This is a genomic window from Leisingera sp. McT4-56 (genome assembly GCF_020514995.1).
Lineage (GTDB): Bacteria > Pseudomonadota > Alphaproteobacteria > Rhodobacterales > Rhodobacteraceae > Leisingera > Leisingera aquaemixtae_A.
Genome location: NZ_JAJALF010000001.1, coordinates 172484 through 184885 on the forward strand (window position 1 = coordinate 172484; position 12402 = coordinate 184885).

Here is a 12402-nt window from a genome sequence, read left to right on the forward strand (position 1 = left end):
CAGAACCGTGCAAGCGGTGCCTTAATTATTTGTTTCTTGGTGGCTGCTACTACTCAGCTGAGTTCTATGAGGCCGAATGCCATGCACACTGTTTTCAAGTTCCTTGCCGCCTTCGGCGCAATTTCCGCTTTGACGGGCTGTGTTTCCCCGGAGCAGTTTGAAACCGCTCCGGTGCAACTTAGAACAAGCAAGGGCATCGTCACTTGTCAGCTCTACACCAAGGAGCGGGTCCTGTGGGACCGCTCGATCGATCGCCCGGCGTCGATGACCGTCCAGGAAGCCGATGACATCTGCAAACGGGAAGGTTACAGGCAAATGAAAGAGGGTTGAAAACAGCCGTAAATGCATGTGCTTGTATTCGGTCAGCGGCCTTTGAACAGGCTGCCAAGAATGCCACGGACAATCCGGCGGCCGGTGGTTCCCTTCAACTCCTTGATCACTGCCTCCGACATGGCAGAGGTAAAGGTGTCCTTTTGCTTGTAGGAACGTGAGGTGGACCGGCTGACCCGGGACCCGGAGTACCTGCGCGCGGCATTGAACTCCCGCGCCATCGGTTCCGAAGACTCCTCAGCCGCTTCTTCTGCGGTTTCCGCCTCCTGCGCTGCAGACTGCGCCCGATGGGCCAGAATCTCATAGGCCGACCGGCGGTCCATTGCGGTGTCGTATTTTCCCGCCATTTCAGACGCTTTTAGAATCTTCTTGCGCTCATCCGCAGTGATCGGCCCCAGCTGCGTGCTGGGCGGGCGGATCAATGTCCGTTCCACCACGCCAGGCACGCCTTTCTTCTGCAGCATCGACGTGACGGCTTCGCCCACGCCGACCTCGCGGATTGCATCTTCGGTCGAAAACCGCGGGTTCTCCCGATAGGTTTCAGCCGCCAGGCGCAAGTTCTTGCGGTCCCTGGCGGTGAAGGCCCGCAGCGCGTGCTGGATGCGGTTGCCAAGCTGGCCCAGAATGTCCTCCGGCACATCGGCGGGATTCTGGGTGATGAAATAGATGCCGACCCCCTTGGAGCGGATCAGCCGGGCGACCTGCTCCACCTTGTCGATCAGTGCCTTGGGCGCATCGTCGAACAGCAAATGCGCCTCATCGAAGAAGAACACCAGCCGCGGCTTGTCAGGATCGCCCACTTCCGGCAGTTCCTCGAACAGCTCGCTGAGGAGCCACAGCAGGAAGGTTGAATAAAGCCCGGGCGCCGCCATCAGCTTGTCCGCGGCCAGGATGTTCACCATCCCCCTGCCATTAGCGTCGCAGTGCATCAGGTCGCTGAGCGCCAAAGCGGGTTCGCCGAACAGACCCGCGCCGCCCTGGTTCTCCAATACAAGCAGACGGCGCTGGATGGCACCGATCGACGCGGTGGAGACATTGCCGTAGCGCAGCGACAGCTGGCTGCGGTTTTCGCCGATCCAGACCAGCAGCGCCTGCAGATCTTTCAGATCCAGAAGCGGCAGCCCCTCTTCGTCGGAGAGCCGGAAGGCGATGTTCAAGATCCCTTCCTGCGGCTCGCTCAGCTCCAGCAGGCGCGCCAGCAGCAGCGGCCCCATTTCTGCCACCGTCGTGCGCACCGGGTGGCCCTGTTCACCGTAGAGATCCCAGAAGGTGACGGGGCAGGCATGGTAGGCGTAATCCGCGAACCCGATCTTGTCCGCGCGGGAGCGGAAGGCATCGTGCAGCTTGTGGCTCTCCGATCCGGCGTTTGCCAGCCCCGACAGATCCCCCTTCACATCCGCCATGACCACCGGCACGCCGGCATTGGAAAACCCCTCTGCCAGGATTTGCAGGGTTACGGTCTTGCCGGTGCCGGTGGCGCCTGCAATCAGGCCGTGGCGGTTGGCGTACTTCAGGTCCAGCCCCTGCGGTTCCCCATAGCCGTCACCGCCGCCGCCAAGAAAGATGCTGTCTGCCATGCCTGCCTCTGCGTGTTTTTCCCTTTGCACAACAATACAAAGTTAACTTTTCAATGCGATAGTCAATCTTGCCCGCCCCTGCATATGCGGTGCCGTGGCGGACATTTCCTCCCTGTCAGACTGGCCGTGCCTCGTGCACGGCCTTCTTTTGCGTTTCTACTGCCTGTTTTTCGGGCATTGGCGGCCTCTGCCCCCCTTTCCCATCTTTGTTTCACAGGAATTCACGGCTGCCCTGCTTTTTTTTGAACTTGCATGTTGACCGATGGCCAGCCCTTTCGTAACGTCCTACGCAATAACTAAGTCGGCCAGTCCGACGGGGAGAGACCAACACGAAAAAGGGAACCGTTCGGTTCCCTTTTTTGTATTTTTACAATAGCTTCCATGGCTGAGCTGCCATGCGCGGAATTCCCCGCTGATCCTTTGTTATGGACCTGACACTGCCTGGACGGCGTGTTAAACGCGAAAGCAGCGTCTTTAAAAAAATGAGGCATTCATGTTGAAGTCCCTGACCCCGATCACGCTTGCCGCGGTGCTTGCCGTGACCGCGCCGCTGGCGGCGCAGGAAACCACCGCGGAAGAAACCGGCGCGCAGGCAGAGCAGACGGAACAGGCCGAAACGACAGCGGATCAGCTGCTGGACCTCGGCGAACCGGTCAGCGACGGCCCCAAACTGGGTGAACGCTATTCCAAGGAAAAGCATGGCGACTGGGATCTGGCCTGCATCCGCACCGAGGCCGAAACCGACCCCTGCTCGCTGCTGCAGGTGCTGGAAGGCCCGCAGGGCAACCCCATGGCCGAAGTGTCGATGTTCCGCATCGAGCAGCAAGGCGGCCAGGCGGTTGCCGGCGCCACCGTGATCGTGCCGCTGGAAACCCTGCTGCCCGCGGCACTGACCATCTCCATCGACGGGGCGCCTGCCAAGCGCTACAACTATTCCTTCTGCAACCCGCTGGGCTGCGTGGCGCAGATCGGTCTGACCCAAGGCGACATCGACGCCTTCAAGAAGGGCAAGGAAGCCATACTGTCGCTGCGCCCTGCCCCGGCGCCGGATCAGGTGGTGCAGATGAAACTGTCGCTGAGCGGCTTCACTGCAGGCTATGACGTCGTCGACGTGGTCAAGCAGTAAGCCCCGCACCTGGAACAGGAAACGCCGCGCCTTTCAGGCCGCGGCGTTTTTTTGCGCTGCTGTCAGACCTTGCGAAGCGCCAGCACCGCGTTCAGCCCGCCAAAGGCAAAGGCGTTGGACAGCGCCACATCGACCCGGGCCTCGCGCGCCTCGTTCGGCACCACGTCCAATGCGCATTCCGGGTCGGGCTCCTGATACCCGATCGTCGGCGCGATCACCCCGTCGCGCAGCGCCATGATGCAGGCCAGAAGCTCCACCGCGCCGGTGCCGCCGATCAGGTGGCCGTGCATGGATTTGGTGGAAGATATCATCAGATTGTCGGCCTGCGGTCCGAATACATCCGCCACCGCGGCACATTCCGTCTTGTCATTTGCGGCCGTGCCGGTGCCGTGAGCGTTGATATATCCGACCTCCGAGGCGTCGATGCGGGCATCCTGCAGCGCCCCGGCAATGGCCCGCGCAGCGCCCTGTTTGCTGGGCATAACGATGTCCGCCGCATCCGAGGACATGGCAAAGCCGATGACTTCGCACAGGATTTCGGCGCCGCGGGCCTTGGCGTGCTCGTATTCCTCGAACACGAAAATGCCGGCGCCTTCGCCCTGCACCATGCCGTTGCGGTTGGCGCTGAACGGGCGGCAGGCGTCCTTGGACATCACCCGCAAGCCTTCCCAGGCCTTGACCCCGCCAAAGCAGAGCATCGATTCCGAGCCGCCGGTGATCATCACCGGACTCATGCCGGAACGCACCATCTGGAACGCCTGCGCCATTGCGTGATTGGAAGAGGCACAGGCCGTTGACACGGTGAAGCTTGGCCCCTTGAGGTTGAACTGCATCGACACATGGCCGGCTGCGGCGTTGTTCATCAGCTTGGGCACCACGAACGGATGCACCCGGTTTTTGCCGTCCTCGTAAACGCTGCGGTAGTTCTCATCCAGCGTCTGCATGCCGCCGCCGGAATTGCCGAGCACAACGCCGGACTTGGCGGACAGATCGCCGTGAAACTCAAGCCCGGACTGCTCGATGGCCTCCTTGGCGGCGGTCAGGGTGAACTGGGTGAACCGGTCATAGAGGCTCATCTGCTGGCGGTTGAAGCGGCCCTCGGCCTCAAACCCGCGGACCTGGCCGCCGATCTTGATCGCCAGCCGCTCCACATCGCGGAATTCCAGCTCGCCGATGCCGCAACGGCCCTCGCGCATTGCCGCCAGCGTTTCGGGAACGGAATGGCCCAGGGCATTGATGGTTCCCGCCCCGGTGATAACGACTCGTTTCATTGAGCTTTACGCTTTTTCCATTACCAGCTTGTCGATCCCGGCGACGATTGCCGCAACATTGGAGATATCGAAATCGCTCTGCTCGGGCGCATTGGCGTTGAACGGGATCGAAATGTCGAACTCTTCCTCGATCGCAAAGATGCTTTCCACCAGCCCCAGACTGTCGATGCCGAGATCTTCCAATGTGCTGTCGAGGGTCACATCCGACGGCTCCAGAACCGCCTGTTCGGCAATGATTGCAATGACCTTGTCCTGCGTGCTCATGTAAGGATCCCCGATTTTCTGCCTGAGGCTGATGTAGGTATTAGACGGTTACTTGAAAACAGCCTTTTTTAACAATTCGATGTCACGCATCAAACGCGGCAGGCGGCGCTGTGCCTTATACATCTCGGTATGGGTTTCCATCTTGACGCCCGGATAGCCCATGATCACGCGGCCAGCGGGCACATTTGACAGGATCTTGGTGCCGCCACCGGAAATCACCCCGTCACCGATGAAAATATTGTCGACCACGCCGGTCTGGCCGCCCAGAACAACGTTGTTGCCGATATCGACGGAACCGGACACGCCGGTCTGGCCGCAGAGCAGGCAGTCGTTGCCGACGCGGGTGTTGTGGCCAACGTGCACGAGGTTGTCGAGCTTGGTGCCATTGCCTATCACCGTATCGCGGATGGTGCCGTTGTCGACGGTGCAGTTGGAGCCCAGTTCAACATCATCGCCGATGGTCACAGCGCCCAGCGAGTGGATCCGAACCCAGGACTGCGCCTTGGCTTCGCCCTGGTCGCCCAGGGTCTTGCGCGCATTCTCGGCACCGGAAACTTCGGGAGTGACATAGGAAAAGCCATCGCCGCCGACCCGCGCGCCCGGCTGGGCGCGGAAACTGTTGCCGATGGCGGCGCGGGCGCCGATTGAAACCATTTCACGCAGATGCGCGTCCTCACCGATCACCGCATCCGCACCGACATAGCAATGCGGCCCGATAACCGAACGGGCGCCGATCTTGGCGCCGGCCCCGACAATGGAGAGCGGCCCGACCGAAACGCCTTCGCCCAGTTCGGCTGTTGGATCAATGACTGCGGACGGGTGGATCCCCTCGGCAAATCCCTGGCCGCGGTCCAGCATCGCGGTCACACCCGACATCGTCATCCGCGGGCGCGGCGCAAAAATGGCGGCCTTCAGGCCAAAGGATTCCCAGTCCGCGCCTTCCCACAGGATGGCAGCCTGCGCCTTGCCGGCTGCGAGGCCTTCTGCGTATTTCGGAGCCATCGCCATCGCGATCTGGTCCGCACCGGCATCCTGCGGCTCTGCCGCGCCTGCGATTTGCAGGTCCAGGTCGCCCTGGGCCTCTGCGCCCAGGGACTCAGCGATCTGGCGGATTGTGAACATGGCAGGCCCTTTCAGAATAATCCTGTTTGGGCCCGACATTTATCCCTGAATGCTGGGCAGCGCCACCCCTGCCCGCTCCAGAGCGGCCCAGACCTTGGCGTCACGCCCATAGACATCGCGGCGGAACTCCGCGCGGCCTTTGCCGGTCACGATGGCAGTCCGGTAGATGATATGGACCGGCACTTTCTGTTCCAGCTCAACCTTGGTTTCCCGGCCGCTGTTCAGGATGCGGTGGAAGAAATCCTTGGGATTCTCGGTCTGGCGCGCCAGCAGCGCATAGGCAAATTCAAACGGCTGCGCCAAGCGGATGCAGCCATGCGAGAAGGCGCGCACCTCGCGGGCAAACAGGCTCTTCTGCGGCGTGTCGTGCAGATAGATGTTGTATTTGTTCGGGAACATGAACTTGACCAGACCCAGCGCGTTGCGACTGCTGGGCGGCTGCTTCATGGCATAGGGGAAGTTGCGCGCAGTATACTGCGAGAAATCCGCCGTGCTGCGGTTCACCACCCGGCCGCGGCTGTCGGTGATCTGGATATGGCCAACCGCGTTGGGGTTGCTTTGCAGCTTCGGCAGGTATTCCTTGGTGATGATCGAGCGCGGCACATACCAGCTCGGATTGATCACCATATGCTCCATCTCGTCCGAGAATTCCGGGCTGCGGCGGTCATGGGTGTTCTTGCCGATCACCGAGCGGGTTTCAAAGGTCACATCGCCATTGTCGACGATCTTGGCTGTGAAATCGGTCTGGTTGACAAGAATATGCCGCTCGCCGCGGTCGGGTGTCAGCCAGCGTTCACGCTCCATCGCGATGATGACGGACTTGAGCCGTGCGCTCACCGGCTTGTTGATCTCGTCAATGGTGCCGGGGCCTGCCACGCCATCGGTCTCCAGGCCATGATCGGCCTGAAACCCTTGCACCGCTTTTTCCAGCGCCGCGTCATAGCTGCGCGAGGCGCTGCGCTGAAGATAGCCCATGGCCATCAGCCGGTTGCGCAAGGCAATCACGGCCGGTCCCTGGTCGCCCTTCTCCAGCTTCTTGGCATTGACAGCCGGGCCCCAGCCGCCTGCAGCCAGCAGTTGCTCCAGCCGCAGCTTTTCCCGCATCAGGCTGCGGTACTGCTGTGACGCGGGCACCAGGCTGCGCATATATGCGTAAGGCTGGGCGTCCATGATACCGGCAAGAAAGCTGCTTCCGTCCACGGTATGTTTCTTGCGCACCATGCCGTCATCGATCTTCGACGGCACCAGAATGCCGGTTTGCAGATCGGTGGCATATTCCACCAGCGCTTTGCTCAGCGCGGCCTCGACAGTGCCGATATCGCGGGTGGTGCTGACGTCGCGCATCTGCTGCACCAGGGCGCTGACTTCTGCAGACCGGTCCGGTAAGCCGTGCGCCTGGGTGTCATTCAACGCCGCCAGCAACGCATTCCGGCGCTGGCGCGATGTCTCATCCTGACCGGTCCAAATCGCCTGATAGCCGTTTTCGCGGTAAAATTTCGCCACGGCGTCATTGCCGTAAGCCGCCTCGGCAACGGCCTGGCGGAATGCCGCCGGAACCTCAGCCTGTGCAGAACCGGAGACCGCCCCGGCGGCCAGACCGCCCAGTGCCAGGGCAAACAGCCCGGCTTTGATCCCTGGCAAGAAGGTTCCTGCAAAAGCACGCGTCATAATTTCCGGTCCTTGCGCCGTTTTTTGTCAATTCTGGCAGTGCCTATCTGAAATTCTGGTAAATGCCAGCCGCTGTTGTCCATTCACAATCGCGAAATCTTAACTTTGATGCACCGATGCCGCGTCTATGAAACCCGGCTGCAACAGTCGCGGGGAAAAGTTCCCTGCCCCTCCCCATATGCGCAAGAAATCGCCGAAAACCGGGCTATGCGTTACAGCGCGGCAAAGAAATGTTGGATCAGGATTCTCACTGTGCCATACATGCCGCACGTTAACTAAGATCGTTGACGAGCTCGTAACATCGGGCGACTAGGCAGGACTAAAGCGTACGGGACGGCGCAGTTACAATGGCAAAAACCACGGGCACGGGGATCTCCCGGCGTTCTCTCTTGGGTGTGTTTGCTGCAACCGCAGTGGCAGCAGCCCCGACCTTCTCCAATGCAGCAGGCTTCTTGCGCGGCGGCGGCGACATCCGGCGCATCCGCATGTATTCCGGCCGCACCGGCGAGCGTCTTGACATGGTGTATTGGATCGACGGCGACTACATCAAAGATGCCGTCAAGGAAATCAATCACTTCATGCGGGACTGGCGCACCGATGAGGTCAAGGATATCGACCTGCGCACCATCGATATCATGGCAGCCTCGCACAACCTTCTGGATGTGAACGAGCCCTACATGCTGCTGTCCGGCTACCGCAGCCCTAAGACCAACGCGATGCTGCGCAGCCGCTCGCGCGGGGTGGCAAAGAACTCCCTGCACATGCGCGGCCAAGCCGCCGACCTGCGCCTGGCGTCGCGGTCGGTGTCGCAGATGGCCCAGGCCGCCGAAGCCTGCCATGCCGGCGGTGTCGGTAAATACCAGCGGTCAAATTTTGTGCATATGGATTGCGGCGCGGTCCGCAGCTGGCGCGGCTAACGCCCCCTTTCAGCGCAAAAATACAAGCCTGCCCATCCGGTGCAGGCTTTTTCATTTTGGCCAGCCCCCGGTATTGCAACCGGCTGCCCGCCGCACATCATGAAATTGGAAACAGGCAGTTTTTCCCGTTGCAGAGGTGGCAAAGCACGGCTATACCCCGCCTAACGACGCACCTGTAGCTCAGCTGGATAGAGCGCTGCCCTCCGAAGGCAGAGGCCAGAGGTTCGAATCCTCTCAGGTGCGCCATTTCCCTCAAAATTATCGTGAAACCATAGGGCTTTAACGGTTCTTCAACGGCGTACTGCTACAGATGTTTCCTGTACGTCAAGAAGGCTAGTGAGGCAGAATGGTACACACCAATGCACTTTTCCGGACAGCTGAGCCGACAGAACCCCGGCTTCGCCTGAACCTTTCCTGCGCAATCAATCTTACCGGTTCTGTGCTGCAAGCAACGCTATACAACATCAGCTACAGCGGGCTTGCCGTCCGTCTGCCGGAAGAGCAAAGTGATTTTGACCTCGCACAGTTAAAATCTGTCACCATTGCGGAGATCGGCGATCTTGAAGTCCGGGCCCGCTGGCGGAGAGACGGTAAAATCGGCTTCAAGTTTCTGAGCAAGCGCGGCGCCCGGCCTTTACTGGACGCCTATTTCTCCAGAATCGGTGAATACCCAACCTGACGAGGCACGCCTGAACTCTCCCGCAGCGCAGGTGAATTCAGCCTCGCAGCGCTGCGGTCAAGGCAGCCAGGATTTCGCCCTGCCGCTTGGTTTTGCCAAGGCTCTGCGGCCAGGTGAGCCAGTAGCCGTCAATTGTGGCCAGTTCCGGTGCCGGGACGCACGCCAAATGCCCGGTCTGCAACAGATTGGCAGCCATGACCCTGGAGCCCAGAACAACCCCCATCCCCAGCCGCGCCGCCCGCAATGCATGCCCCATGGAATCGACGGAGACCGGGCCGGTCTCCGGTTCGATCTCGCCAGTCACCCGCGCCCATTCGGCCCAGCCCGGGCGTTCTCCGCGCAGCTCGATGGCCGGCAGGTTGCGCCAGTCAGAAACAAATTCCGGCGCCGCCATTGGCTGCAGAACCTCATTGGCAACGAGCACGCCGTCCCGCCCTTGCCAGCCGCCGCGCCCGTAGCGGATGTGCAATGCCCGGTCCGCGGCCTCAAAATCCAGCCGCTTTGGCACGGTTTCCGTGACCAGCCGCAACTCGGGGTGGCTTTCGGAAAATTCTCTCAAGCGCGGCAGCAAAAGCATTTCCAGATGCGAAGGCTGGGCAGCAATCCGCAGCTCCCGGATGCTCTGTCCGAACAGGTTTTCAGTGCCCTGCTCCAGCGCCCGCAGGGAATCATGCACCAGCGGCAGGTAGCTTTCGCCATCCACCGTCAAAGACACGCCGCGGGCCGACCGGATGAACAGCTGCCGCCCCAGCCAGGCTTCCAGGTTTCGGATCCGCTGGCTGACCGCCGCCTGGGTGGCACCGAATTCCTCCGCCGCCGCTGTAAAGCTGCCGTGACGGCCCGCGGCCTCAAACACCTTGAGCCAGTCCAGCGGCGGCAGCCCCTGCTTGGTGATCTTCCTTGGCATTAGAAAACCTAACTCTCAAACCCCGATTTCCGTCGTTCTCTTGATGGCTCAGCCGCGATAGCAAGGCAAGCAAGAACCAGGCCAACCGGAGAAACCCTCATGCCCCGTTCCGTAACCGCTGACGCATCCGGCAGCTTTCTGACCCTGACATTCGAAGACGGCAGCGAGACCCGCTTCCATGCGATCTGGCTGCGCGACAATGCGCTGGACCCGGAAACCCGCGCTCCCGGCAATGGCCAGCGGCTGATCACCATCGGCGACATTCCCGCTGATACCCGGATCAGCACCGCGCTGGTGGAAGACGGTTCCCTGACCGTGACCTTTGCACCCGAGGGCAAGACCGCCACCTATCCGGGCGCATGGTTGAAGTCCAACGCCTATGATGTTGATCAGGAGGCTGAATTCGGCCGCATGGCACCGGGAATTGAAACCTGGAACAGCAGCCAGCCAGCGCCTGCTTTTGACTGGAATGAGGTACAGTCCGACCCGAAGGTCAAGCGCGAGTGGCTGGACGCGATTGCCCGCCTCGGCTTTGCCAAGCTGGTGAACGGCCCGGTTGAGGAAGGCGCTTTGATCGAATGCGCCGGGATGTTCGGTTTCGTGCGCGAAACCAATTACGGCAAGTATTTCGAGGTTCGCACCGAGGTGAACCCGACCAACCTCGCCTATACCGGCCTGGGGCTTCAGGCGCATACCGACAACCCCTACCGCGACCCGGTGCCCAGCTTGCAGATCCTGTACTGCCTGGAAAACTCGGCCGAAGGCGGCGACAGCATCGTGGTGGACGGCTTCCGCGCGGCAGAGCGCCTGCGCGATGAAGATCCAGAAGGTTTTGCGCTGCTCGCGGGGTATCCGGCCCGGTTCGAGTACAAGGGCTCCGACGGGGTGCATCTGCGTTCCCGCCGCCCGATGATCGAACTGTCGCCCGATGGCGAGATGATCGGCATCCGCTTCAACAACCGTTCCTCTGCGCCGTTTGTGGACATTCCGTTTGAGAAAATGGAGGCCTATTACGCTGCCTACCGCCGCCTGGGCGAATTCATTGACGATCCGGAGATGGGCGTGGCCTTCAAACTGGAACCCGGGGAAAGCTTTGTTGTCGACAACACCCGCGTGCTGCACGCCCGCAACGGCTATTCCGGTTCCGGCTCCCGCTGGCTGCAGGGCTGTTACGCCGACAAGGACGGGCTGCTGTCGACCCTGAACGTGCTGAACGCGCAAACGGAGGGCTGAGACATGAACAAGCCGGATATCAGCAAGCTGAGCCGAGACAACATCGTCGAGTTCATCGGCGGCATCTTTGACCGCCGCGGCGACGAGGAATACCTGGGCGAGCCGGTCACCATGGCCGAGCATATGCTGCAAGGCGCCACCATTGCCGAGCAGAACGGTCAGCCGGAAGAGATCATTGTCGGCGCGCTGCTCCACGATATCGGCCATTTCACCAGCGAGTTCGGAACGTTTTCCATGGACGACACAGAGGACCGGTTCCACGAAGAAGCCGGAGCTGAAGTTCTGGAGCAGTTCTTTCCCTCGGTGATCACCGACTGCGTGCGCTATCATGTGGCGGCCAAGCGTTATCTCTGCGCCACCAAGCCGGAGTATTTCAACCGTTTGTCAGAGGCTTCCATCCATTCGCTGAACCTGCAGGGCGGTCCGATGAATGAGGAGGAAGTGGCGGAGTTCGAGAAAAACCCGAACCTGAAGCAGATCATCGCGGTGCGTTACCTGGACGAGGCGGGCAAGCGCGATGACATGGACACCCCGGATTACTGGCACTTTGCGCCGATGGTCCAGCGCATGGTCGACAAGCACATGGGCGATGGAGGTGCCGCAAGATGAGCGCGCCCGAGTACATCTTTGAAGCCAGCTCCAAGCCCTCTCTGCCCTGGCAAGAGGTGCCGCTGATCCGGGCGACCGAAGAAAGCGTCAAGGGCTATGGCTGCCTTGTTGACGATCCCGAAAATTTCGAAATCGAAATCGTGCAATGGCCCGCCCAGGGCTGGCGCCCGATTGACGAAGGCACCGGTGATGAGGCCGGCTGGGTCGAGGGCACCTTCCGCGGCGACTGGCGCGGCGATGTGCTTTACGGCGAGAACGAAGCGGTCAACGGCAACTATGTGCTGGGCTGGTCGACAGACCCGCAGCAGGCGCAGGTGGCACAGCAGACTTCCCCGCGGGATCAGGTGCTGCTGTGGCACATGAACTATCACCCCGACGGCGGCCAGCTGTTCTATCCGCTGGACAACAAGCCCTTCATCATTCCGGCAGCGCTGCCGGGGGATGACCTGAAGCCGGAAAAGGTGGTGGCCTTCTGGTGCGACGGCACCAAGGGTCTCTATATCCACCCGAACATCTGGCATGAGGGGATCTTCCCGGTGGAGGACAGCCAGCGGTTTCTCGACCGCCAGGGCAAGGTGCATGCCAGGGTCAGCTGCGATGTGGGCAAGGAGTTCGGCGTCTACCTGTCCTGTCCGCTGCGGGCAGACAAAATCCAGGGCTGAACCTCAGCCCCAAAACAAAAAACGGCGCCTCTCAGGC

13 protein-coding genes and 1 tRNA gene are annotated in these 12402 nt (G+C 61.1%); 8 read left to right on the plus strand and 6 right to left on the minus strand.

Annotated features, from left to right (window positions below):
* The first annotated feature begins 81 nt into the window (after positions 1-81).
* Positions 82-330, plus strand: a complete 249-nt coding sequence (locus LHL23_RS00805) for a hypothetical protein (RefSeq protein ID WP_226428446.1) — start codon at positions 82-84, stop codon at positions 328-330.
* Between the two features lie 32 nt (positions 331-362).
* Here LHL23_RS00805 and LHL23_RS00810 read toward each other — a convergent pair whose 3' ends face one another.
* Positions 363-1907: a helicase HerA-like domain-containing protein gene (locus LHL23_RS00810; RefSeq protein WP_226428447.1), complete on the minus strand. Its 1545-nt coding sequence runs from the start codon at positions 1905-1907 to the stop codon at positions 363-365.
* Between the two features lie 493 nt (positions 1908-2400).
* On the opposite strand from LHL23_RS00810, the gene LHL23_RS00815 reads away from it, so the two are divergent.
* Complete coding sequence (locus tag LHL23_RS00815) at positions 2401-3033, plus strand: invasion associated locus B family protein (RefSeq protein WP_226428448.1); 633 nt, start codon at positions 2401-2403, stop codon at positions 3031-3033.
* Positions 3034-3095: 62 nt separating this feature from the next.
* On the opposite strand, the gene LHL23_RS00820 is transcribed toward LHL23_RS00815, so the two are convergent.
* The 4 genes from LHL23_RS00820 to LHL23_RS00835 are packed head-to-tail and all read right to left on the minus strand — an operon-like array spanning position 3096 to position 7358.
* A complete protein-coding gene (locus LHL23_RS00820; protein ID WP_226428449.1) occupies positions 3096-4304 on the minus strand; it encodes a beta-ketoacyl-[acyl-carrier-protein] synthase family protein in 1209 nt (402 codons plus the stop codon).
* Between the two features lie 6 nt (positions 4305-4310).
* Positions 4311-4568: an acyl carrier protein gene (locus LHL23_RS00825; protein WP_222475687.1), complete on the minus strand. Its 258-nt coding sequence runs from the start codon at positions 4566-4568 to the stop codon at positions 4311-4313.
* A gap of 48 nt (positions 4569-4616) precedes the next feature.
* Positions 4617-5690, minus strand: a complete 1074-nt coding sequence (gene lpxD, locus LHL23_RS00830) for a UDP-3-O-(3-hydroxymyristoyl)glucosamine N-acyltransferase (RefSeq protein ID WP_226428450.1) — start codon at positions 5688-5690, stop codon at positions 4617-4619.
* A 39-nt stretch (positions 5691-5729) separates the two neighbouring features.
* Positions 5730-7358 carry a L,D-transpeptidase family protein gene (locus LHL23_RS00835; protein WP_226428451.1) on the minus strand — a complete coding sequence of 543 codons (1629 nt, stop codon included), beginning with the start codon at positions 7356-7358 and terminating at the stop codon, positions 5730-5732.
* A 347-nt stretch (positions 7359-7705) separates the two neighbouring features.
* Here LHL23_RS00835 and LHL23_RS00840 point away from each other — a divergent pair, with 347 nt between their 5' ends.
* The 3 genes from LHL23_RS00840 (at position 7706) to LHL23_RS00850 (ending at position 8954) form a co-directional block, all read left to right on the plus strand.
* Complete coding sequence (locus LHL23_RS00840) at positions 7706-8275, plus strand: YcbK family protein (RefSeq protein WP_222475681.1); 570 nt, start codon at positions 7706-7708, stop codon at positions 8273-8275.
* Positions 8276-8444: 169 nt separating this feature from the next.
* Positions 8445-8521, plus strand: a tRNA-Arg gene (locus tag LHL23_RS00845).
* A 100-nt stretch (positions 8522-8621) separates the two neighbouring features.
* Positions 8622-8954 (plus strand): PilZ domain-containing protein, encoded by a 333-nt coding sequence (locus tag LHL23_RS00850; protein WP_226428452.1) that lies wholly within the window; start codon positions 8622-8624, stop codon positions 8952-8954.
* A gap of 37 nt (positions 8955-8991) precedes the next feature.
* Here LHL23_RS00850 and LHL23_RS00855 read toward each other — a convergent pair whose 3' ends face one another.
* Entirely contained in the window at positions 8992-9861 is an 870-nt protein-coding gene (locus LHL23_RS00855; protein ID WP_226428453.1) for a LysR family transcriptional regulator, read from the minus strand.
* A gap of 99 nt (positions 9862-9960) precedes the next feature.
* Here LHL23_RS00855 and tmpA point away from each other — a divergent pair, with 99 nt between their 5' ends.
* From tmpA to LHL23_RS00870, 3 genes are read left to right on the plus strand one after another with little or no spacing between them, the layout of a single operon-like run.
* A complete protein-coding gene (gene tmpA / locus LHL23_RS00860; protein ID WP_226428454.1) occupies positions 9961-11094 on the plus strand; it encodes a 2-trimethylaminoethylphosphonate dioxygenase in 1134 nt (377 codons plus the stop codon).
* 3 nt (positions 11095-11097) lie between these two features.
* Positions 11098-11703 carry a (R)-1-hydroxy-2-trimethylaminoethylphosphonate oxygenase gene (tmpB, locus tag LHL23_RS00865; RefSeq protein WP_226428455.1) on the plus strand — a complete coding sequence of 202 codons (606 nt, stop codon included), beginning with the start codon at positions 11098-11100 and terminating at the stop codon, positions 11701-11703.
* On the plus strand, positions 11700-12365 hold the full coding sequence (locus LHL23_RS00870) for an ureidoglycolate lyase (RefSeq protein ID WP_226428456.1): 666 nt from the start codon (positions 11700-11702) through the stop codon (positions 12363-12365). The genes tmpB and LHL23_RS00870 overlap by 4 nt, the downstream gene beginning before the upstream one ends.
* The last annotated feature ends 37 nt before the right edge of the window (positions 12366-12402 follow it).